We start from the raw sequence: 21,361 nt of genomic DNA, 5'->3' as shown, positions 1-21,361 counted from the left end.
GAGGGTCCGTCGGCTCCGTAACCGCCGGAATCGGCGTCGGCGTCGTGGCGCGGCTCGTCGCGGGTGGTGTGTCCGACCAGCCCAAGTACGCGCCGCAGTTGCCGCAGAAGTCGTCCGCGGGGTCGTTGGACGCCCCGCACGCGGGACATGCGCGCATGCGTCAGCTCCCTTCCTCGGCGGGCGGGCCGGACAGGACCTCCACCCGGAACGCCGTGTGCACCGGGCACATGGCCCGGACGATCTCGTGGGCCCTGCCCACGTCCACCGGTGCCCCGCCGGCCGGCCAGACCCGGACCAGCGCCTCGGCGGGCGGCTCCGGCGGCAGGTCGGAGCCGGCGGCGGACGACCACACCGCACCGCCGTCGCCGGTCACGTCGGCGTGCGCGCCGAGCGCGAGCCGCAGGGCCTCGACCAGCCCGCGCCGGGTGCCGCGCCACCGGTGCAGTTCCACCGCGCGGACGACGGCCTCGCGGCGCAGTTCCACCGGCCACCGCGGGTCGTCCGCGGCACCCACCCAGGACGCCAGCCAGACCAGGAAGTCGACCGGCGTCACCCGGGGATCGAGATAGGCGGGCAGGTTGTCGAGGGTCGAGAACACCGGGGCGAGGACGGTGTCGAGCCCGGCGGTGAACCGCTGTGCGAAGTCGTCGTCGGCGTACAGCGCGGGCAGTTGACCGCCGATCGGGTACCTGCTCGGCAGACCGGGTATCGCGGCACGGCTCATCCCCGGTCCTCCGCCCCGGCCGCCGTCACGACCACCTGGTGCTGGTACGAGAAGACCAGCGCGCCCGCGGACAGGTCGATGCGGTCCGTCGGTGCGCCGCGGCGGCCGGTGACGGGGTCGGCGGGGAACAACCGGATCTCCTCGACCAGGGCGTTGCCGGTGGCGCGTTGCAGGACGCCGAAGATCTCGCCGTACTGGACGGGCCGCCCGAAGGGCCAGCCGGTGCCGTCCGGGCCGCCGCCGAGTGGGTTGAGGTGGCCGAAGAGCGCGTCGAGCGCGGCGGCGCGGACCCGGTCGGTGTCGCCGGGGGCCGCCGAGAGCCGGGCCACCACGGTGACGCCCTGGTAGACCGGCGGCTCCACCACGAGCCGGGTGCCGATCAGACGCCGTTCGTCGAGGCTCGCGGTGATCGCCGCGAGCACCTGGTCCGAGGGGATCAGCTGCTCGAAGCGCAGCCGGTCGTCGCCCTCGTCGGCCACCGCGTCCGGCACCACCAGGACCCGTACCGCACCGGGCGTCTCCGCGGCCGGCAGACAGCGCACCCGGCGCACCGAGGGCGCGGCCTGGCGGCTGATGATCTCGTAGTCCTCGGCGGTCACCGCGCGGTCCTGCATGCGGAGTGCCTCCGGCGCGCGCCGCCTGGCGTTCTCGACGGTCTCGCCGGCCACGCCTCCGCGCGCCGCCTCCCGGTTGGTGACCTGGGCGATGTACGGCACGGAGCTGAGCAGCACGGAGATCGCGCCGCGGGCCACGTTGCCCGCGGGGCCGCCGCCGGTGCGGTAGCGGGCCACCCGTATCCGCGCGCCCTTGGGCGGCACCGCGCCGCACTGCCGCAGCGTGCCGTCGGGTTCGCGCAGTGCCGGCGGGAAGAGGAACTCGCCGGTGGTGGCGTCCACCCGGACGTGCCGGTCGGCGGGTCCGGAGCGGCCGAAGTGCTCCACCACCTCCCAGCGCTGCCACCCCTCGTCGGTGGACACCTCCACCACGGGCGGCCCGGCGTCCAGGAGGACCGGCGGGCGGCCGAGCCGGAAGGTCTGTCCGGCGACCCCCTCCGAGGTGCCGAGCGGCACGTCGGTCACGGTCTCGGCGTGCTCGACGGACATGGTGCCGCCGACGGTGAACACCGCCGCCTCGCGCACCGTCGGGGACTCCGAGTAGAACGGCTGGCCCGGCTCCGCCTCGGTGACCCGGCAGCGCAGCCAGCCGGCCCGGGTGCCGCCGATCACCGACGCCGTGTGCCCGGCCGGTACGTACACGATGACCTCGCCGGGCCGGTTCAGGCCGCCGGTGGTGTCGGGGCCGGTCTCGCACGGCCGCCAGCCGCCGCCGTCCCAGGCCTCCCACACCAGCGGGGGCTGGCGCGGGTCCACGCCGATGCCCTCGACGCGGCTGTCCAGGCGCACCGCGACGATGCAGCGCGGCACCGCCGTCGGCAGGCCGAACAGCAGCGCGTCGCCGGGCTCCGGTGTCGTCCGGAAGCAGGGGATGTCGAGGCCGTCGGCGAGCATGCCGGTCCGGTCGCTCTGCTCGCCGGTCCTCGGCGCGGTGACCAGGCGGGTCAGTTCGCTGGGCAGGATGCGCAGTTCGCCGGTGGTGGTGAAGACCACGGGCTCGTCGGACTCGCCGCGCGCGGTGGTCACCTCGGTGCCCGGGGGCAGCGCGACCGTGTCGGGCTGCGGCGCCGAGAGCCAGAAGTCGACGTCGGCGCCGGCCGCGGTCGGCGGGAACAGCCGGATGCCCAACAGGTCCAGGAACGCCGTGTAGTTCTTGTCCGGGACCCGGTTCAGCCGGTACAGCAACTGGTCCACGAGGTAGGCGAACGTCTCGATCAGGGTGACGCCCGGGTCGGAGACGTTGTGGTCGGTCCACTCCGGGGCACGCTGCCGCACGTACCGCTTCGCCTCGTCGACGAGTTGCTGGAACCGCCGGTCGTCCAGGTTCGGGGAGGGCAGGGCCATCAGTCCGCGCCCGCTTCCTCGGCCCCCTCCTCGGAGGGGATCGTGTAGAAGGGAAAGACCAGGTTGCGCCGGTCGTTGGTGGATCGCAGGGTGTAGTGCACGTCGATGTAGAGGGTGCCGTCCTCGACCGCGTCGAAGGCGACCACCACGTCGTCCACCGCGATCCGCGGCTCCCACCGCTCCAGGGCCTCGCGCACCTGCTGCGCGATGCGTCCGGCGGTGGCGCCGTCGCCCGGGGCGAAGACGTAGTCGTGGATGCCGCAGCCGAACTCCGGGCGCATGGGGCGCTCGCCGGGCGCGGTGCCGAGCACCAGGCGGATCGCCTCCTCGATCTCCCGTTCCCGTTCGACCAGGGCGATCCCGCCGGTGGGCCCGACCCGCAGCGGGAACCCCCAGCCGCGGCCGATGAACCGTTCGCTCACACCGCACCGCCGATCACGACGTTCAGGGCGCCGGGCAGGACCGTCGCGCCGCACGCGGTCCGGTCGCGCGCCCGCGCGGCCGGCAGCCCGCCGATGAGGACCTGTCCCGAGGCCAGCCCGGCCGGGTTGGGCAGGATCACGTTGGCGGGCCCCATGACCGCGTGCTGGGGCATCACGCAGACGTGCAGGCTGCCCACGACGGCGGCGGGGCGGCCGCCGATCAGGACGGTCGCCACCGCCCGCGCGGCGGCGGGCGGCGGGGTGGTGATCCGGCCGCCGTGGTCGGTGGGGTCACCGGTACGGGCTGCGGCTGGCATGCGGCGCTCCTCGGAGGATGTCGGGGGACGGCGGACGGGGGTCAGTTGATCCGGATGAGCTTGGCCTTGAGGACGCCGAGCAGACCGCCGTCGACGGTGACGCCCGAACTGCCGGTGACGTTCACGTTGCGGCCGCCGACCTTCACGTCGACCCGGCCCTGGATGTCCACGTTGCGGCCCGACACGCTCACGTCGCCCCGTCCCGCGTCCAGGGTGATGCCCTTCTTGTCGAGCACGACGGAGCTGAGGGGCTGCCGTGCCTTGCCCCTGCCGGAGTACACCGTCAGCTCGATCCGGTCCCGGCGGTCGTCGAGGAACACCTCCATGTGCTCGTCGGCGGTCATCAGCCGCACCCCCGAGCGATCGGGTGCCCGCGCGTCCAGCAGCTCCACCCGGTGCCCCGAACGCGACACGAAGGAACGGCGGTTGACCTTCCCGGTGGTCCTGTCGATCAGCGGCACGTCGTGCGGCGAGGGCTTGTCCACGCCGTTGTAGAGCCCACCGATGACGTACGGGCTGTCCAGCAGGCCCTGTTCGAAGCCGACCAGGACCTCGTCGTTGACCTCGGGGCTCACCACGCCTCCGCCGCCCTTGCCGCCCCACTGCACGGTGCGCACCCAGTCGGTGACGTACGTGTCGTCCAGCCAGGGGAACTTGAGCTTCACGGCGCCGCTCTCGGAACCGCCGGGCTCGCGCACGTCGGTCACCACGCCGATCGCCAGACCGGGGATGCGCGGGCCGCGGGAGGGCGCGTTGGCGCCGGTGACCAGGCCGGTCAGGGAGCGGTCCGGGCTGGCGCTCACCCACACCGTCGTACGGTATCCGCCGTGCGGTTCCAGGACGTGCTGCACCGCCGTCGCCGTGTACTTGCCGGAGAAGGCCTGCCCGACGTTGCCGAGCGCCACGGGCTTGCCCGCCCGCAGCTTCGGGTTGCCCTCGGCCAGCACCTCCAGCTCGCCGAACCCCGCGCTCACCTGGTCGGCCACCGCGTCCGCGACCGCCTTCGTCTCGGCCTGGGTGCGGTACGGGGTGTCGGTGACCGTCAGCTTCGACCTGCCGAACCGGGCGGCGAACGCCGGGCTCAGCCCCGGTACCACCGCGTCGCTGTCCACCGAGGGCCGGGCGGCCACCAGCGGCCGCTTCGTGGTGACGTCCCAGCCGCGCACCTCCACCTGCTGCGCCCCGTCCGCGGCCGACAGGGAGGCCCGCAGCGCCAGCAGGTTCCGCCCGTACTCCAGCACCATCGGGTTCCGGGTGGCCGACGTGGACGGCGCGGGCGCGCCGGACGCCTTCTCCGGCTTGGTGAACTGGAGCAGGCCCTTGTCGTCGACGCGCACCTGCGCGCCGCTCTCGGCGGCCAGGAACTGGAGGAAGTCCCAGTCGGACACGTTCGCCTGCGACAGCTGCCGGTAGGTGACCGGCGCCGCCTGTACGGTGCCGCAGACCAGGCCCGCCCCGGCGGCCACCTTGCGGACGATGGCCGCCGCCGTCATGTTCCGGTACGCCACCACCTTCCGGCCGCGCTGGAGGCGGTGCGCCTTGGAGTAGGCGCGCACCACCGTGAACGAGCCGGTGCGGTCCCGGTCCAGCTCCAGGGCCGTCACCTCGCCGGTGAACAGCCGCTCGCGCGCCTGCCCGGACACGGTCACCACCGACACCTTCAGCGGGGTGCCGATGGTGATGCCGGTCTTCTGGAGGAACTCGTGGTCGGGGTCGCGGAAGGTGAGCACCGCCGCGTCCGGCAGGCCCACGTTCTCGTCCACCACGCAGCTCACCAGCTGGGCGGCCCAGACCGGCGGGAGTTCGGCGGGCGTCTCCACGATCGGGTCCGCTGCGAAGGACCGGCCGCCCCGTTCCACGGCAGTGCTCACTGCTCCTCCTCACCGTCCGCGTCCCGCAGCCCCGGCACCACCAGTTCGGTGCCGGGCACCAGGGCCATCGGGTCGTCGATCTCGTTCGCCTCGGCGATGACCCGCCAGGCCGTCGCGTCGCCGTACTCCCGCCAGGCCAGCAGGGCCAGGCTGTCGCCCGCCACGACGGTGTGCGTGCTGCGGGCGGTGCGGGCGCCGGAGGTCGGGTTCTGGCCCGCCGGGTCGACGCTCGCCTCCTCGATCGACAACTGGCAGGTGGCCCGCAGCGGCTTCCCGTCCACGTCGAACAGCGTGTACGACACCGACAGGCTGGAGAGCACCCCGTCGAACGACGTCGTGCGCGCGGTGCCCCACTCGAACCGCACCCACGGACTGGCCGGCTTCTTGCGGCCGAGGCTCGCCGGGGTCGGCACGCACGCCTTCATCAGCTTCTCCACCGCCTGCTCCACGGAGTTGTCGTGCTTGGCGGTGGCGTCCAGGAACACCTCGAGGCTCAGCGTGCGCGGGCCGCTGCCGACGAACTCGGGCAGCGCCGACTGCCCCGCCATCCGGGACGGGGTGCGCCGCCACTCGGTGGTCTTCTGCAACTGCAGGGCGGAGGGGTTGAACTGGAGGTCCAGCCGCGCGATCGTCCCGCCCGGCTTCGCGCCGACGGAGGCCGGGGGCTCCTTCAGCGTCAGCTGGGCCCTGGCCCGACTGGAGCGGAACACTGTGGACATGCCGGGACTTCCTTTCCGGGGCGGGTGCGGGTGGTTCGGGGCGGGTCAGGAAGGGTGGGTCAGGAGGGGCGCAGCCCCTCGTGGGCGATCTCCAGGGTCTCCACCGCGGCCTGCGAGTTGTTGGGGTCGAAGGACGGGCCCTGCCAGCGCACCGGCACGATCCCGAACACCTGCCAGCTGATGATCCGGCTGAGGTTCGGCTTCAGCGCCACGATCTCGCCGTCCTTGGGCTCCACCCGCTTCAGCGTCTCGTCCAGCCAGCGGCCGATCTTCGCCGTGTCGGCGGTGACCGGCCGGGTGAGCGTGATGTTCGACCAGGTCACGCGGCCGGGCAGCTGCCAGGAGAAGCCGTTGTTGCCGCCCTCCGCGTAGCTCTCGATCTCCACCTCGGCACCCATGCCGGAGCAGGTGTTGAAGGCTCCCAGGTCGTTGCCGCCGATCGTGAGCTGGAAGAACACGCTGCTCGCGAAGATGTTGTCCGTCATCCGTCCGTCATCCGTTCCGTGCCCTCAGCGGCGTCCGTCGTAGGGGCGGCCCGTGCGTTCCCGGCCGCGCCGCAGTTCGGTGCGCAGCAGGCGGGCCAGTGGGTCGAGCAGGCGGCGCGCCAGGTCGTCCAGGTCGGCGCCGGGGTTCTGCGGGGAATCGGCCGACCGGTCCGCGCGCCTGCCGGAGCCCTCGGGCACCGCGAGGTCGCCGGCGGCGGAGACCGACGACGAACGGGCGCGCGTCGGTTCCGTCCTGGCCGGTACCGCCTTGGCCGGTACGCCCTTGGCCACGGCGAGGTCACCGGCGGGGGAGGCATCGCGCTGGACCGGGGTCGTCGCGCGGCCGGTTCCGCCGCCTGCCGCCGGTCCCTGCGTCACGGTCCTCGGGCGGACCACGGGGACGGGTCCCACCGGCGCCGGTGCCGTCGTGGCCGACGGGCCGTGGGCGAGGGGCGCCGCCTGGAGGGCGGTCACGGGGAGGGAGCGCGCCGGTGCGGGGGTGACCGCCGTACCGGGAGCCGTGCGGGGCGGCGCGGGCTTGACGACGGGGACGCGCCGGCCGGCACCGGTGCCTCGCGGGCCGGCCGGGCCTGCGGCCCGTACCGCCGGGCCGGGTCGCCGCGGACCCGGGTCCTGCGGTCGGTGCGTCGTCACGGCCCGCTGGACGTGCGGGGCCGCCGGGGCGCCCGTGGACGGCGCCGGGCGCGTGGGTGCGCCGGCGGGCGGTGCGGGGTCCGCGCCGGCCGGGGCCGCGGTCCAGCGCGCGGCCACGACGGGCCGGCCGCCGCCGGTGCGGGACCCGGCCGGCGGTGCCGCGCCTTCGGGGGTCCGGGTGCTGAGGGTGAGCGGGCGGGCGGGGAGCAGCGCGAGGGTGCGAGGGGCCGTGGGGGTGGAGGGGGTTCCGGAGCGGGGCGCGGTGCGGGGGGCGGTCGTGGCGGAGGGCCGAGTCGCCGCGGTGCTCCTGGCCAGGGGGCGGGTGACCCCCGGGCCACTGGTCGTGGGCCCGGCGCTTCCCGGCCCCTCGGCCGTGGCTCGGGCGCCCGTGGTGGTCGCGCCCACGGCAGGGTTCATGGCACGGGCGACGACGGGTCCCGGTCCACCGGACGCCGAAGGGGGTCGTACAGCGTTCCCGGCCGGGCCTTCCGATGCCGATGCCCGACTCGGAGGCGCGGCGGCCGGAGGCGGTGTCACCAACGGCGTGGCCGGCCCGCTGCCGTGAGGAACCGTGGGACCGGACGGCGGGGTGTCCGGCGTGGCGGAGTGATCCGCGAGGCTGCGCTGGACGCCGACGGTTCCCAACAGCGGGGCGGCGGCCGCCGCGCCCTCTCCCCGTACCGGAGACGTCTCGGCGGGCGTCCGGACGCCGGACGCCGTACGGGGGGTCCGGGCACCGGACGCGGTGGCGCCGGGCAGGTCCGCGCTGGGGGGCAGCGCGGGCAGGGGCGCGCCCAGGCCGCCACGGGCGCGGGCGCCGGTTCGGCGGGGAACGGCACTCGGTTTCGAGACGCGGCTGTCGGGGCCGGTGTCCGGAGCCGTTCCCCGTACACCACTGTCGGACGAGGTGCCGGCCGTGTCCTCGGCCTGGCGCTGGACGACGGGAAGCGCGGGGCCGGAAGCGGGCCCCGTGGCGGGTACGGCGGGAGCGTCCTTCGCCAACGGTGTCGCCGTGGGCGGTAGTTCGGTCAGCGGGGCACCCAACGGCGGTCGTTCGCCCACGCGGTGGACGGGAACGTTCGAGGGTGCCTGCGCCCCGGCAGGTGCGGGGGTGGCGGCCGAACCGGAGGCCGTGGCGTCACCCGGCGCCGGGGAGGTGGCTGTGGCGGTGGCGGGGCGCAGGGCGGGGACGCGGCGTACGGGCCCGGCCACGCGGCGGGCGACGGTCAACCGGGGCCCCACCGGCCGCGTCCGGGCGATCGGGCGGGACGCCTCGGCCCCGGGGGCCCGGAACGCCTCCGGTCGATCGCCGCTCCGTTCGGGCGACGCCCCCGTGGCGGTGCGCCGCACGGACGGTCCGGACGCGGGTCCGGGGTTCCCACCGTGTCCTGCGGACGGTGTCCGCGAGGAGGAGGGGGCGCCGGAAACGGGCCGGGCACCGGCTCCCCCGGCGGACGCACCAGGGACCACGGAGACACGTCGTACGAGCGGAATCGGCGAAGTGGTCGGCGGGCGGCCGGAATCGGAGGGGGCCACGACCGGGGTGCCGCCCGGTGTCACGGCCCGCTGCACGGCGGGGGACGACGGGGAGAGCACGGCGGGGGGCGTCGTGGACGTGAGGCCACGGGTCCGCGGTGTGCCGCCCGAACTTCCCGTGCCCGGACCGCTGTCGGTGCCGTCAGCGGAACGGGACACCACGGTTTCCGACCCGGGACCCGTATCCGCCGCCCGCGCACCGCCCGAGCCGCCACGGGACGTCCCCGAACCGGAGGATGCCGGACCGGTCGGTTCGGGACCGGAAGCCCCGGAGCCGGAGGACCCGGAACCCGGGGGCGTCGAACCCGAGGACGCCGAACCGGACGAGCGCGCCCGGCGCGCAACCGGCGTGGCCGGCGCCGCGCTGCCCGCCCGTGCCGTGTCCGGTCGTGCCGCGTCCGGTGCACCGCCCTGTGGGTCCTCCCCCTCCGTCCGTACCGCACGGAGCAGCAGTGGCCCCCCGCCGGTACCGGTGGCCTGCGGGGCGGCCGGACGCGTGACCCCCCGCACCAGACCGGTCGGGGCGTCGGGCAGCAGGGCGTGACCGAGACCGCTGCCGAAGGACGGGTTCTGCCAGGCGGCGAGGCCCGCGCGGAAGGAGAGACCGTCGCTCACGCCCAGCGGGGCGCGGGAGACGGTGAGCCGTGGCGCGGCGGCGCGACGCCAGCCGCCGTCCCAGTCACCGGGCACGGCGGGACCCGGGCCGTCGGGCACGGCAGCGGCCGGGACGCCGTCCGCGCCCCGGTCCACACCCTCGCCGGACTCGCCGGACCGGCCGCCCGCCGACGGTCCCGCGGCCCGGCGACGCAGCCTGTCCCGCCATGCCATGTGCTCAACCGCCTTCGTTCACGCGGGTGTTGATACGGGCGATCTCGGCCACCCACTGCTGGCGTTCGCCGTGGGTCAGATCGAGGATCTCCTCGCGCTGCCAGTGGAAGTGGTAGGCGACGTACGCGATCTCCTCCCGGAGCCGGGGAAGCGCGTACGTCACGATTCCCCCAGGCGCCCACCCGAGAGGTCGACCTCGAAGCCGCCCTCGCAGTGCGGACAGGTCACGGCCGCGCGGGTGTGGCCCTCGCTGTTGACCCGGCGGTAGAAGTCCTGGAGGAAGGCGACGTCGGTGGCGTACATCCGCTCCACGACCCCGGCGTGCACATCGGTGATCGAGCCGAGCCGGGTGATCACCTGGCTCAGCAGCACCACGCTCAGGTACGCCGGGTTCTCCTTGACCCGCAGATCGATCTGGGGCCGCAGTTCGTCGCGGGCGGTGGCCAGGCGCATCGTGCCGTACCGGTGCACCGTGCCCTCGTCGTCCACGTAGCCGCGCGGCAGCTCGAACTCGAACTCGGTCCGCAGCCCGTGGTCCTCCCGGCGCGGCGCGGCGGCGGCCGGGGTGGCCGCCGCCTGCTCCGACGCCTGGGCGGGCGCCGTCGCCTGGAGGATCTCCTCCAGGTTGCCCGCCGTCACCGTACGACGCCTCATTCGACGACGATCTCCTCGAACACGATCGTGACGGACTCGGTGGCCGGGGAGGACTCGCCCGCCTTCAGGGACGGGCCCTCCCACTTGGAGGCCCAGCCCTGCAGCAGCTGGATCCGGCGGACCGTGTTGCCCTCGGTGTCCTTGATCTCGATCGTGAGGTTCTGGCGCGCGGAGTTCACCGCCCCGTTGTTCAGGGTCTCCTTGATCCAGTTGGTGAACTCGCTGCTCTGGTCGAGTCCCCGGGTGATCGTGATCTCACCGGCCTGCCGGGCACCCGGCTGCTTGCGGATGATCTGCTTGCCCTCCGAGGTCACCTGTTTGACCTCGACGACATCCTCCTCGACGGTGAACCCGCTGATCTCCTGGATCGACTCGACCAGGTATCCGCCGAGCTGCACGCCGAAGACGTGGGTGGAAAGAGCATCGCCCGTTGCCATGACTGTCTGTCAACCTTCCCTTGCGGACCCGCGGGTCACTCGTCGATGAGGCTGGTGGTGTCGGAGAACTGGGCCAGCCGGAACACCACGAACTCCGCGGGCTTGACCGGCGCGACACCGATCTCGCAGACGACCCGGCCCTGGTCGATGGACTCCTGCGGGTTATTGTCGCGGTCGCACTTCACGTAGAACGCCTCGGCGGCGGTCCGGCCGAACAGCGCGCCCCGGCGCCACTCCTCCTGGAGGAACGCGGTGACGTTGCGCCGGATGCTCGACCACAGGCGGTCGTCGTTCGGCTCGAACACCACCCACTGGGTGCCGAGCAGGATGGACTCCTCCAGGTAGTTGAAGAGACGGCGCACGTTCAGGTAGCGCCAGGCCGGGTCGGAGGAGAGGGTGCGGGCGCCCCAGATCCGGATGCCGCGGCCGGGGAAGGCCCGGATGCAGTTCACGCCGATCGGGTTGAGCAGGTCCTGCTCGCCCTTGCTGAGCCGCAGCTCCAGGTCGACCGCGCCGCGGATCACCTCGTTGGCGGGCGCCTTGTGCACACCGCGCTCGGCGTCGCTGCGCGCCCACACACCGGCGACGTGACCGCTCGGCGGGACGGTGGTGTTGCGTCCGAGGGCCGGGTCGAAGACCCGCACCCATGGGTAGTACAGGGTGGCGTAACGGGAGTCGTAGCCCGCCTCGTCGTTGCGCCAGGTGCGCACCTGCTGGGCGGACATCCCGGGCGGGGCGTCGAGCACGGCCACCCGGTCGCCCATCTGCTCACAGTGCGAGATGACGGCGAGCTGCACGGTGCGCACACCCTCGGCGTCGACGTCACCGCGCTGGTAGGCGCCCATCAGGTCCGGCACCGCGACCATGGTGATCTCGTCGATGGTCTCCAGACCGCCGAACCCGGTGCGGGCCGCCGCGTCGCCGACGTACTCGGCGGGGTCGAGGCGGGCCGGCTCGCCGGAGCCGTTCACGGACGGCACGCCCGGGGCGTCGGGGACCGCCACGGTCTGCGCGGCGGGCTTGGTCTGGCCGGCGCCGCGCTGCTCGGTGACCTCGATCAGCTCGGAGGCGCGGGCCTGGGTGACCAGGTACCCCTTGACGTTCTTGCGGGTGGAGGCCTCGTAGGTCTCGACCACCTGGTCGCCGCGGCGGACCAGGACCTTGAAGCGGTCCTCCGGCGGGTTCTCGCCGTCCGCGTCGGCGACCTCCACCGACACCCCGGTCACACCCGGCCTGGCCGCGATCAGGAAGCCGCCGATCTCCACCGGCTGCACGGCCCTGCCGTCCCCGGGCCGCCGGCCGTTGCCGGCCGCCGGAGCGGAGGTGTCCTCGGCGGACCCGCCGATGCGCACCACGTACGCGGCGCCGCCGCCGTTGGAGAAGTACCCGTGGACCGCGTGGGCCAGATAGGTGCCCTCGGTGAAGCCGCCGAACAGCTGTGAGTACTGGTCCCAGCTGGTGACCAGCGTCGGCGCGTGGAACGGGCCCTTCTCGGCGAAGCCGACGAACGCGGCGACGGCCGTGCCGACCCCTTCGATCGGCCGGGCACCGGACTGCACCTCCTCCACGTACACGCCCGGGGTGAGGTACGTCGGCATGCTCGCTCCTTAGCGTCCTTGCGGTCACCTGTGTCCAGGCCGAGTCTGCGCGGCGCACCGGGCGGGGCGGCAGGGACGTGCGGACCTGCCCGGGGGCAAGGCCGCTGCCTTTCCGGACCGCCCGAGCTGACCGTCCGGACGGGACCCGCCTCTGCCCTCGTACTGCCCTCGCGGCCCTGGACGCCCCACCGGCCCGCGCGCTCGACTGGTGGGCCGGGGATTCGTGGAGAGGACAGCGCATGCGTGCCCGTGAAGAACCGCAAGGGGCCGACCGGAGGAGCCGTACGCAGGCCCGGACGGCGTCGCCCGCCGAACGGGCCGCCCTCACGGGCGGTCCGTCCCCCGCGGGGATGCCGGCCCTGCAACGTGCCGTGGGCAATGCGGTGGTGGCGCGCATGGTGGAGGAGGAGCGGCATGAGCACAGCGCCGACTGCGGTCATGGTGCGCCGGTCCAGCGCTCGGCGGTGCACGACGTCCTGAGCACACCCGGCCGGCCGCTCCAGCCCGCGCTCCGGACGGAGATGGAGGCCCGGCTCGGCGAGTCCTTCCACGACGTGCAGGTGCACACGGGCCCCGAGGCCGCGGCCTCGGCGGACTCGGTGGGGGCACGGGCGTACACCTCGGGCAGCCATGTCGTCCTCGGCCGGAGCGGAGCGGACAAGCACACCCTCGCCCATGAGCTCACCCATGTCGTCCAGCAGCGCCGGGGGCCGGTCGCCGGCGCCGACAACGGCACGGGGCTGCGGGTCAGCGATCCCGGCGACCGCTTCGAGCGCGAGGCCGAGGCCAATGCCCGCCGGGTGATGGCCGGGCCGGCTCCGGTGCACGCCACCGGCCCCGAGCACCCCGCCGCCGCCGTCGAGGGGACGGCGGTCCAGCGGGCGGTCCTCGTCGACGGCGCGGAAGTGGCCGATCCGGCCCGCCTCGTCGAAGAGGCCGGGCTGGACTACCTCCTCACGAACACCGGCCGGCTGGTGCTGCGTCACGCGCCGGAGCTGACCGCCGACGCGCCCCTGCGGGCGAAGGACGCCGAGGCCCTCGTCATCGAGGTGGAGCGCGTCGCGGCGATGATCGACCTGGTCCACTCCATCAACAGCAGTGGAATCCTGGGACGGAGGACCCTGTCCCGCCAGGGGAAGGCCTTCACCGGTTCGAACGACGAGGGGGACAGCACCGCGTTGGCGGTGAACGTGCTCGACGCGCGCGGGGGCGGCTCCGCCGCGGGCATCCGGAACGTGGTGAACGAGTCGCTGACGGCACGCGACCGGGGCAGCTTCAGCGTGGCCATGGAGCGTCCCGTGGACGACGACGTGATCCTCGAGGGGATGGCCAAGGACGTCGCCGGTGCCGAGCTGAGCGAGACGGAGCTCGCCGCGATCCGCGAGGCCGCCGAGGGCGACGAGAGCTTGGTCCGCATGCTGGTCTCGGCCAAGCTGAACGACAAGAAGGGCGAGCTGCTCGCGAGGTCCCACGCGGACACGGTGGCCCAGTACCGGTCACTGCTCCAGGACCGGACCCAGAACACGGCGATGGCGATCATCGGCGGACCGGGGGCCGACGTCCTCACCAAGGGCCCGCATCTGGGGTCCTACGAGTCCGACGTACCGTCCGACCGGATCCCGCCCGGTCCGGGCGGGTTCACCTCCCTGGTGCTTCCCCGGTGGTTCGAACCGTACGGGCCCCTCCTGATGACCCGGAACTGGCCGGAGGGCGTCGCGCTGAGGTTCGCGGGGAACCAGCAGATCACCGCGCACTACCGTGCCAAGGGCAACGACTATCCCGTCACCGTCGACGCACCGGACTACGCCACCGAGATCGAGACCCAGCTGCGGAAGTTCCAGGTGATCGCCACCCACATCCTCAAGACCGCCAGCCTCTGACGGCCCCGGCACCTCACGCGCTCACGGCGTCCGCCAGGTACGGCCCGAACTCGCTCTCCAGGACCAGACGTCCGAGTTTGCGGTACTCCTGGGCGATCGCGGTCACCGTCTGCCGCATGGTGAGCGGGCTGCCGGACTCCGCGGCGAGATAGGCCGCGGTGACCGCGCAGGCCCGGATCGAGCCGCCGGCCAGTTCGAAACGGTCCGCGCAGAAGGCGAGGTCGAGGTCGTCGGCCCGGGGCAGCCGGCCGCCCAGGCACCGGTCCCACAGCGCGAGACGCTGGCCGGTGTCCGGCATCGGGAAGTCCGCGACCACGTCCAGGCGGCGGGTGAACGCCTCGTCCAGGTTGGCCCGCAGGTTGGTGGTCAGCACGGCGATCCCGTCGAACGACTCCATGCGCTGGAGCAGATACGCCGACTCGATGTTGGCGTGCCGGTCGTGCGCGTCCTTCACCTCCGAACGCTTGCCGAAGATCGCGTCGGCCTCGTCGAAGAGCAGCACCGCGTTGACCGCCGACGCCTCGGTGAAGATGCGCTCCAGGTTCTTCTCGGTCTCCCCGACGTACTTGTCCACCACGGTGGACAGGTCCACCACGTACAGGTCCATGCCGAGATCCGCGGCGACGACCTCGGCGGACATGGTCTTGCCGGTGCCCGACTCGCCGGCGAACAGCGCGATGACGCCGCGTCCCCGGCCGCCGCCGGGCCGCATCCCCCACTGCCCGAGCACCTGCTCGCGGTGGCGGGCGCGCAACGCGAGTTCCCGCAGCCGCCGGTGGGTGGTGGGCGGAAGCACCAGGTCGTCCCAGCCGACGCCCGGCTCCACCCGCCGGGCGAGCCGGTCCAGCCCCGCGCCGTTCTGGGCCCGTACGGCGACGCGCAGGTCGTCCGGCCCGACGGGGCGGCCCTCGAGAGCGGCCGTACGCACCGCCGCGTCGGCGGCCCGGCGCAACTGCCCGGCGTCCAGCCGGTGCGCGGCGACGGCCTGCGCGAGGGCCTCGACCTCACCGACGGGATCGGCGTCGGCGGGGTCGGGGCCCTCGGCGGCGCCGGTCACGGCAGGGGCGGCCGTCGCCGGGACGAGCGGCCCGAGGTCACCGGCCGGCCGGTGAAGGCCCTCGGCGTCGGCGGGGGCGCCGGCGTCGCGGGAGAGGCGCCCGGTCGTCCCGGTCGCCCCGGCGGCCCGGGCCAGCGCGTGGCGCCACCGGGCGGCCTGGCGTCCGGGTGAGGGGGCCGGCACGGTGAGCACGACGGGGGTGTCGGCCGCCCAGACCGGGTCCCAGCCCGTCGTGCCGTGCGTGAACAGGGGGATGCCGCGCAGTTCGGCGCAGAGCGCCCCGAGCGTACGGGCCCGTTCGGCGGGTTCCCCGGGCAGTGCCGTCAGCGGCCCGAGCACCACACCGGCGCCGGTCAGGCGAGCTTCGAGGGCGATCACCCGGGCCAGCGCCGGCACGTCGGCCGGGCGCCGGGCGAGCGCCACCGTGTCCAGGACGAGCGGGCGCAGGCCGGCCAGGCGCAGGGCCGCGGTGGCCAGTCCCTCGGCGTCGCCGCCGAGGTTGCGCAGATGGACGAGGCCGACACCGGTCCCGGCCGCGGCCGCCGCCCGGCGGACCTCCGCGGCCTCGGCGGTGGGGTCCTCCCGGACCTCGCCGAGCACACCGGTGAGCCGGGCGTCGGGCTGTGTGCCGCCCAGGAGGTGGCCGGTCACCCGGTCGGGGACCACCAGGACGCGGGACAGCGGGGGCCGTTCCGGTTCGGCGACCTCCACCAGGCCGCGCGCGGTCAACGGGGCCCCGGGGGCGAGGCGGAACCGGGCGGGTGACGCGCCGCCGAGCCCGCACAGCTCCAGCGCGAGCCCGACCGTGGGCCGACGGCGTGTCAGGTCGTCGTTGAGGTAGCCGTAGAGCCGCTCGAACCGTGCGTCCAGGTCGGGCGCCAGGGCGACCAGCAGCAGGTCCAGGTCCAGCGACGACAGCCCGAACCGCCGGGCGAGCGTGCCGAGAGCGGAACGGGCCGGCGGCTGCCAGGGCCCCTGCGCGGGCATGTCGAGCCCCCCGGGCTCGTCCAGGATCCGCGCCACCGCCTCCGGCGTGAGGTACTGGCCGCGGTAGGGGTCGTCGGGATCCGGATCGGCGGCCCGCCGCACCGCCACGGCCTCCCGCACCCGCCTCTCGACCGCCCCGAGCCGCACCCAGAGGGCGTCGGGGCCGGGGAAGGGGACACCGGCGTCGCCGACCCCTCCCCCGGCACGGTCGTCGACGAGCGCGGGTTCCACGGTGTGTGTCACGGCTGGCGGTCTCCCTTGCGGCGGCGTCGGGCCGGAGCCGGCGGGCGTTCGCGCGGGCCGGTGAAACCGTCCGGGCCGGGGTCGCCGACCTCCGTGTAGCGCAGCCGGCGTCCCGGGCTCGCCTCCCCGCCCTCGCGGGCGGCGGCGGAGCGCACGACGAGGCCTTCGGTGACCGGCGGCGCGACGACCCTGGTCACCCCGGCGAGCGGCGCCCGCACCCGGACCCCGAGGGACGCCTTCAGCTCCCCGCCGAGCGCCGACCACACATCGGCGGCGGCCGGCGCGTCCATCCCGGTCCCGGCGGTGTCCAGGCCCACGGTCAGGCCGAGTTCGGCGAGCGAGCCGGTGAGCAGCCCCGAGGGCAGCACGTCGTGGGCCACCAGGGTGCCGAGCACCTGGGACAGCAGCCGGTGCTCGTCCTGCGGGCGGCTCGCCCACGCCGTGACGAGGTACGTCAGCTGGAACCAGCGCGGCGGGGAGCGCCGTGCGACGAGGTGCCCGTCCTCGTCGTACACCTCCCCGGCGCCGGTGCCGCGCCGCAGGGCGTCCTCCCGGATGTCGTACAGGAAGACGCAGACGGTCGGGGCGCTGCGCCGGGCCGACCAGTCCCGGGTGGGGGCGTCGAAGACCACGTCGACGCCCGACGCCTCCAGACCGCTCCCGGCGAGCAGCCGGCGCAGCCCCTCGTCGACCTCGTGGATCACCGGCGGGTCACCTCGTCCGGCGGCTGCACGCTGCCGTTGACGACCAGGAAGTCGGTCTTCACCGGGGAGAATCCGGGGCCTCTGGCCGTGATGACGCGCGGTCCGGTCTGGTCCTTGGCGAGGATGAGCAACTGGCCGGTGAACGTGCCGTTCGCCAGCGGGACGGTCGGTGCCGCCGCCGCGGTGATCCCCGGCTTCCACTTGAACCGCACCGGCACTCCCGGCGGGAAGTCCTTGCCGCGCACGGAGGTGACGAAGCCGGGCTTGCCGATCTCCGGCACCGCGACGATGCGCGGCTGGAGGACGCGCAGCCGCTGCCGGGCGGTGTTGTCGCTCTTGTCGGCGTCCGTGCCGGTGGTGGTGAGCACGCCGGTGACCTGGCCGGTCGTCGCCTTGTCCGGGCTGAGCACGACCCGTACGACGGTGCTCGCGCCCGGCGTGAGGTCGGGCAGCGCGCACACCCAGTTCCGGTCGCAGCCGGCCGGCGGCCCGCTGCCGGGAATGCCGGCGGGCAGGCCGACGCGCAGCCGCAGTCCGGTGGCGAGCGCGTTGCGGCCGTTGCGGACGGTGTACGTCACCACGACGCGTCCGCCGACATAGCCGGGGTTCGGCTGGGCGGTGACCCGCACCCCGGGGCCGGCCTCGGGCTCCTCCGGCTCCGAAGGCGCCGTGGGCGTCGGGGCCGGGGGCGGGGGCGGCATGGGGGTCGGGGGCGCGGGCGGCACAGGCGTGGGCGTCGGCGTCGGCGTGGGAGGCGGGGTGGCCTCGGCCACCGGCACCACGGTCCGGCCCGCGTTGTCGCTGGGCAGCGGGTCGATGACCGTACCGGTGACCGACCAGTCGACCGGCGCGTCGCCGGGGACGAGTCCGGTGAGCGTGACCTCCACCGGGACGGTGGTGCCGGGTTCCACCACGCCGAGGTCGCACTGGAGGGAGGCGGCGACGCAGGTGCCGCCGGGCCGGCTGATCCGGGTGACCTGCACGCCGGCCGACGGGGCGATGGTCAGAAGGGTGCCGGGGGAGGCGGCGGGGCCCTTGTCGACCACGTCGACGGTGACCGTGGTGGTGTCGCCGACGGTGACCTGCGGGACGGTGCCGGGCGCCCGGACGGCGAGGTCCACGGACTGCTGGACGGAGGGTTCCTTCTGCCGGCCCGCGAGCTCGCCGGTGAGCGCGGTGATGCCACCGGAGGCGACGTCGAGGATGCTCAGCTTCTCGGGGCTGTTGACCGCGGCCCCGGCGCGGGAGCTGAACACCAGCCCCTTGCCGTCGGCGGTCCAGGCGGCGTCGCGGGGCTGGTGCGGGCCGGTGACCGAGGTGTCCGGCAGCTCCCGGCCGCAGGCGCCGGGCACACCGCGGGCGGCGGCCGGCAGCAGTACCCGGCAGGTGCCGCCGGACGGGGAGGTCAGCAGGATGCCGTTCTCCTCGTCGACCCGGCCGGCGCCGTTCTTGCGGTTGAAGGCGATGCCGCGGCCGTCCGGGGAGAACGCGGGGCTGTCGTCGATGACCTCGCAGTCGCCCGGGCAGTTCTCGGCGCTCAGGTCGGTCTGCTGGGACAGGTCGATCTGCTGGGGCGGGTCGGTCTGCTGGGGCGGGTCGTCCACCAGCACGGTCCACACGTGCTTGTTGCCGCCGGCCCCGTTGATCTCCATGCTGCGGGTGAAGGCCAGGGTGGTGCCGTCGGGGGACCAGGTGGGCTGGGCGTCCCGGCCGGTGAGCTCTCCGTCCGGCGGGACGACCTCGCCGGTGATGGCGCCGGTGGCGACGTCCGCGACGAGGATGCGGCCGGCTCCGCCGACGCCGCCGGGCGAGGTCCGGGTGAAGGCGAGGTACTTGCCGTCCGGGGAGAACGCCGGGTCGGTGTCCCAGTCCGTGTCGGCGCGTCCCGCGAGTTTCATGGGCGCCTCGTTGGAGCCGTCGGCGTCCACCAGCCAGATCCGCTGCTTCCGGCGGCCCTCGGCGTTGGTCTCGAAGCGGGTGACGACGATCCGGCGGCCGTCGGGCGTGTAGCTCTGCCGTTCGGTCCACGGGTCGTAGCCGGGCCTGGGCTCGAACAGCGGGTCCTTGGCGGGATCGGTGTTGGTGTCGGCCTCCGGATCCTCCTCGAGGATCGTCAGCCCCAGGTCCCGGGGGTCGGAGCCGTCCGACCGGACGTCCTGGAGCGTCACCGTGTGCGGGCCGGCCGCGGAGGTGCGCTCGACCACCGCCCCGCCGCCGTCGAGGGAGCCGAGCCAGGTGGGCGAGAGGACGTCCCGGTTCTCGTTGAGCACCAGCGAGGGGACCCGGTCGGAGTGGGCGGTGGACCGGAACACGTGGTCCCAGTCGCCCTCGCACTCGCAGGTGGTCTCGGGACTGAGGAACACCAGACCGTCCCCGTCGGGCAGCCACGCCGCCCCGTGGGCACGCCAGGTGGCCCTCGCACCCCCGAACAGCGGCTCGTCGACCGTCCCGTTCGTGATCCGCAGCCGGCGCACGGACCGCCCGTTCTCGGTCGTGGTGACGGTGTACGCGATCCAGTCGCGGTTGGCGCCGTCGTCGACCGGGTTCCACGCCGGTTCGGAGGCGGTGCCGTTCGCGGGGTCGGTGATCCGGGTGGCGGTGTCGCCGTCCAGGTCCCGTACGTAGATCTGCCGGCCGGCCGACGGGCCGCTGTCGGCGGCGTACGCGATGCGCTGCCCGTCGGGGGAGACCGTCGGGTCCTCCTCGTCGGCCGGGGTGTCGGTCAGCCGGGTCAGACCGGTGCCGTCGGTGCGCACCCGCCACAGGTCGCGCTGCGTTCCGCCGCCCGCGGCGGGCTCGGCCGCGTCGAACACCACGAACCGGCCGTCGTACGTCAGTTGGGGGTGCGCCGCGTCCATGCCGATGGTGAGTCGCTCCACCGAACCGTCGGCGGCCCGCAGGTAGATCTGCGGGTTCTTCTCGTCGCGGCGGCTGGCGAAGACCAGTTGGTCACCGAGGGCGGACGGCTGCATGTCGTAGTGGACCGGACTCGCGTCGAACAGCGCGGTGCTGGAGGTGGTGGTGGCGACCTCACCGAGACTGCGGTGCCCGGTGCCGGCGTACACGATCCGGGTCTGAGCGGTGTCCGCCGCGGCCGTCGTCCGCGGCTCGGCGCTGCCCGGACCGGCCGCGGCCGTCACCCCGAGCAAGGGAGCGAGCAGCAGCAACGACATGCCGAGTCTCCCCAGGCGGTACCGCCCGCCGGAGCCAGCGGTTTCCATCACGGTCCCCTTCGCAGTCTGGTGCGGCATCTGGATGTGCCCCCGCCACCGTGCACCGGCCGCGCGCACGGCGGCAGGGCGGTGGGGCCGCACCCGGGGGAAGCGCGGGGTGTGCTTTCGGGCAGCGCGGGGTTCCCCGGCGTCGTCGGCGGGGTCGCCCGGCCGGGCCTCAGATCAGCCCGTTGCGCAGCGCGTGGCCCACGGCGTGTGCCCGGTTGCGCAGTTGCAGCCGGGTGATGACCTCGTGCAGGACGTTCTTGACGGTGCGTTCGGAGTACGAGGTCTTGCGGGCTATCTCCGCCGTGTCCAGTCCCTCCGACACCAGGCGCAGCATGTCCGCCTCGCGCGTGGTGAGGGTGGACAGGGACAGGGCCCCGGGGTCGAGCGCGGAGCGCTGGAGACTGCCGACGTGGTTGAGCAGGTCGCCGAGCAGGTCGCCGGGCAGCATTCCCTCGCCGTTGGCCGTCGCCAGGACCAGCCGCAGCAGCTGGTCCTGATCGGCCTCGGCGCGGCGCAGCACCGCCGCCACACCGCACTCGATGACGCGTTGCAGCCCGCCGGCCCCGAGGGTGCCTATCACCAGGCCGGCGCGGGTGGCGTTGTTGTGCCGCAGCCGGTTCAGCAAGGCGGCCACGTCGTCGTCGACGTGGTCGACGACCACCAGTGACACCTGGGCCGAGTCCACGTCGTCGGCGTCGACCAGGTCGACCTCGGGGCGGTGCCTCAACTGCTGGACGACGCCCGCGCGCAGCACGGGGTCGGCGGCGTAGACGGCCAGGGTCACCCGGGTCGGGCGCCCGGAGCGAGAGGTGCGGTGGATCGAGCCGGCCGGGACGGGGTCACGGGGCACGGCGTCGGACAGGGCATGTCTGTTCTCTTCTACGCGGAACACGGCTACCTGTTTCATGAGTCGGTGGGGGGTAAGAGATGAAACGCGAGGCGATCACGGGAGGGGGGTGCACGGGAGACGGCTCGCCACATCAAGAACCCACCGTTACAACTGAGTTGACATTGACCTGCCGGGCAGCGCCACTGCCCGCGCGTTGCCCTCGCGTTCCTGGCCGCG

General features: G+C 74.4%; 17 protein-coding genes. 1 reads left to right on the top strand and 16 read right to left on the bottom strand.

What is annotated here, in order from left to right:
- Nucleotides 1-160: 160 nt before the first annotated feature.
- From ACH4VX_RS10590 to ACH4VX_RS10535, 12 genes are all read right to left on the bottom strand, one after another.
- Nucleotides 161-724 carry a phage tail protein gene (locus tag ACH4VX_RS10590; protein ID WP_398366963.1) on the bottom strand — a complete coding sequence of 188 codons (564 nt, stop codon included), beginning with the start codon at nucleotides 722-724 and terminating at the stop codon, nucleotides 161-163.
- The gene (locus ACH4VX_RS10585) at nucleotides 721-2,682 is read right to left on the bottom strand and encodes a putative baseplate assembly protein (RefSeq protein WP_398366962.1); all 1,962 of its coding nucleotides are present in this window, start codon (nucleotides 2,680-2,682) and stop codon (nucleotides 721-723) included. The genes ACH4VX_RS10590 and ACH4VX_RS10585 overlap by 4 nt, the downstream gene beginning before the upstream one ends.
- A complete protein-coding gene (locus ACH4VX_RS10580; RefSeq protein ID WP_030229539.1) occupies nucleotides 2,682-3,104 on the bottom strand; it encodes a GPW/gp25 family protein in 423 nt (140 codons plus the stop codon). The genes ACH4VX_RS10585 and ACH4VX_RS10580 overlap by 1 nt, the downstream gene beginning before the upstream one ends.
- Nucleotides 3,101-3,421 carry a PAAR domain-containing protein gene (locus ACH4VX_RS10575; protein ID WP_398366961.1) on the bottom strand — a complete coding sequence of 107 codons (321 nt, stop codon included), beginning with the start codon at nucleotides 3,419-3,421 and terminating at the stop codon, nucleotides 3,101-3,103. Before ACH4VX_RS10575 ends, ACH4VX_RS10580 begins: the two co-directional genes overlap by 4 nt.
- Before the next feature lie 41 nt (nucleotides 3,422-3,462).
- On the bottom strand, nucleotides 3,463-5,292 hold the full coding sequence (locus ACH4VX_RS10570; RefSeq protein ID WP_398366960.1) for a VgrG-related protein: 1,830 nt from the start codon (nucleotides 5,290-5,292) through the stop codon (nucleotides 3,463-3,465).
- Complete coding sequence (locus tag ACH4VX_RS10565) at nucleotides 5,289-6,011, bottom strand: LysM peptidoglycan-binding domain-containing protein (RefSeq protein WP_398366959.1); 723 nt, start codon at nucleotides 6,009-6,011, stop codon at nucleotides 5,289-5,291. Before ACH4VX_RS10565 ends, ACH4VX_RS10570 begins: the two co-directional genes overlap by 4 nt.
- Nucleotides 6,012-6,070: 59 nt before the next feature.
- A complete protein-coding gene (locus tag ACH4VX_RS10560) occupies nucleotides 6,071-6,496 on the bottom strand; it encodes a phage tail protein (protein WP_398366958.1) in 426 nt (141 codons plus the stop codon).
- A gap of 24 nt (nucleotides 6,497-6,520) precedes the next feature.
- A complete protein-coding gene (locus tag ACH4VX_RS10555; RefSeq protein ID WP_398366957.1) occupies nucleotides 6,521-7,555 on the bottom strand; it encodes a hypothetical protein in 1,035 nt (344 codons plus the stop codon).
- Nucleotides 7,556-9,518: 1,963 nt separating this feature from the next.
- The gene (locus ACH4VX_RS10550; protein WP_398366956.1) at nucleotides 9,519-9,677 is read right to left on the bottom strand and encodes a DUF6760 family protein; all 159 of its coding nucleotides are present in this window, start codon (nucleotides 9,675-9,677) and stop codon (nucleotides 9,519-9,521) included.
- Nucleotides 9,674-10,168, bottom strand: a complete 495-nt coding sequence (locus ACH4VX_RS10545) for a hypothetical protein (RefSeq protein WP_398366955.1) — start codon at nucleotides 10,166-10,168, stop codon at nucleotides 9,674-9,676. The genes ACH4VX_RS10550 and ACH4VX_RS10545 overlap by 4 nt, the downstream gene beginning before the upstream one ends.
- Nucleotides 10,165-10,605, bottom strand: coding sequence for a phage tail protein (locus tag ACH4VX_RS10540; protein WP_030829861.1), 441 nt, complete (start codon nucleotides 10,603-10,605; stop codon nucleotides 10,165-10,167). Before ACH4VX_RS10540 ends, ACH4VX_RS10545 begins: the two co-directional genes overlap by 4 nt.
- 35 nt (nucleotides 10,606-10,640) lie before the next feature.
- Nucleotides 10,641-12,203 carry a phage tail sheath family protein gene (locus ACH4VX_RS10535; protein WP_398366954.1) on the bottom strand — a complete coding sequence of 521 codons (1,563 nt, stop codon included), beginning with the start codon at nucleotides 12,201-12,203 and terminating at the stop codon, nucleotides 10,641-10,643.
- 239 nt (nucleotides 12,204-12,442) lie between these two features.
- Between ACH4VX_RS10535 and ACH4VX_RS10530 the strand changes: the two genes are divergently transcribed.
- Nucleotides 12,443-14,083 (top strand): DUF4157 domain-containing protein, encoded by a 1,641-nt coding sequence (locus ACH4VX_RS10530; RefSeq protein ID WP_398366953.1) that lies wholly within the window; start codon nucleotides 12,443-12,445, stop codon nucleotides 14,081-14,083.
- Nucleotides 14,084-14,096: 13 nt separating this feature from the next.
- Here the strand turns inward: ACH4VX_RS10530 and ACH4VX_RS10525 are convergent, their stop codons facing one another.
- From ACH4VX_RS10525 to ACH4VX_RS10510, 4 genes are all read right to left on the bottom strand, one after another.
- A complete protein-coding gene (locus ACH4VX_RS10525) occupies nucleotides 14,097-16,274 on the bottom strand; it encodes an ATP-binding protein (protein WP_398366998.1) in 2,178 nt (725 codons plus the stop codon).
- A 92-nt stretch (nucleotides 16,275-16,366) separates the two neighbouring features.
- The gene (locus ACH4VX_RS10520; protein ID WP_398366952.1) at nucleotides 16,367-17,074 is read right to left on the bottom strand and encodes a DUF4255 domain-containing protein; all 708 of its coding nucleotides are present in this window, start codon (nucleotides 17,072-17,074) and stop codon (nucleotides 16,367-16,369) included.
- The gene (locus ACH4VX_RS10515) at nucleotides 17,071-20,295 is read right to left on the bottom strand and encodes a TolB family protein (protein ID WP_398366951.1); all 3,225 of its coding nucleotides are present in this window, start codon (nucleotides 20,293-20,295) and stop codon (nucleotides 17,071-17,073) included. Before ACH4VX_RS10515 ends, ACH4VX_RS10520 begins: the two co-directional genes overlap by 4 nt.
- Nucleotides 20,296-20,464: 169 nt before the next feature.
- Nucleotides 20,465-21,202, bottom strand: coding sequence for a LuxR C-terminal-related transcriptional regulator (locus ACH4VX_RS10510; RefSeq protein ID WP_398366950.1), 738 nt, complete (start codon nucleotides 21,200-21,202; stop codon nucleotides 20,465-20,467).
- Between the last annotated feature and the right edge of the window lie 159 nt (nucleotides 21,203-21,361).

Origin of the sequence: Streptomyces sp. NPDC020731, assembly GCF_044334705.1 — a bacterium.
Classification (GTDB): Bacteria; Actinomycetota; Actinomycetes; order Streptomycetales; family Streptomycetaceae; genus Streptomyces.
Note: the sequence above shows the minus strand (reverse complement) of the source record. Positions and strands in the feature narration are given on the sequence as shown.

Coding starts and splice junctions, on each gene's coding strand:
- ACH4VX_RS10510 (WP_398366950.1), bottom strand. CDS start 21,202: ATGAAACAGGTAGCCGTGTTCCGCGTAGAAGAGAACAGACATGCCCTG.
- ACH4VX_RS10535 (WP_398366954.1), bottom strand. CDS start 12,203: ATGCCGACGTACCTCACCCCGGGCGTGTACGTGGAGGAGGTGCAGTCC.
- ACH4VX_RS10540 (WP_030829861.1), bottom strand. CDS start 10,605: ATGGCAACGGGCGATGCTCTTTCCACCCACGTCTTCGGCGTGCAGCTC.
- ACH4VX_RS10530 (WP_398366953.1), top strand. CDS start 12,443: ATGCGTGCCCGTGAAGAACCGCAAGGGGCCGACCGGAGGAGCCGTACG.
- ACH4VX_RS10575 (WP_398366961.1), bottom strand. CDS start 3,421: ATGCCAGCCGCAGCCCGTACCGGTGACCCCACCGACCACGGCGGCCGG.
- ACH4VX_RS10565 (WP_398366959.1), bottom strand. CDS start 6,011: ATGTCCACAGTGTTCCGCTCCAGTCGGGCCAGGGCCCAGCTGACGCTG.
- ACH4VX_RS10545 (WP_398366955.1), bottom strand. CDS start 10,168: ATGAGGCGTCGTACGGTGACGGCGGGCAACCTGGAGGAGATCCTCCAG.
- ACH4VX_RS10560 (WP_398366958.1), bottom strand. CDS start 6,496: ATGACGGACAACATCTTCGCGAGCAGCGTGTTCTTCCAGCTCACGATC.
- ACH4VX_RS10585 (WP_398366962.1), bottom strand. CDS start 2,682: ATGGCCCTGCCCTCCCCGAACCTGGACGACCGGCGGTTCCAGCAACTC.
- ACH4VX_RS10515 (WP_398366951.1), bottom strand. CDS start 20,295: ATGGAAACCGCTGGCTCCGGCGGGCGGTACCGCCTGGGGAGACTCGGC.
- ACH4VX_RS10590 (WP_398366963.1), bottom strand. CDS start 724: ATGAGCCGTGCCGCGATACCCGGTCTGCCGAGCAGGTACCCGATCGGC.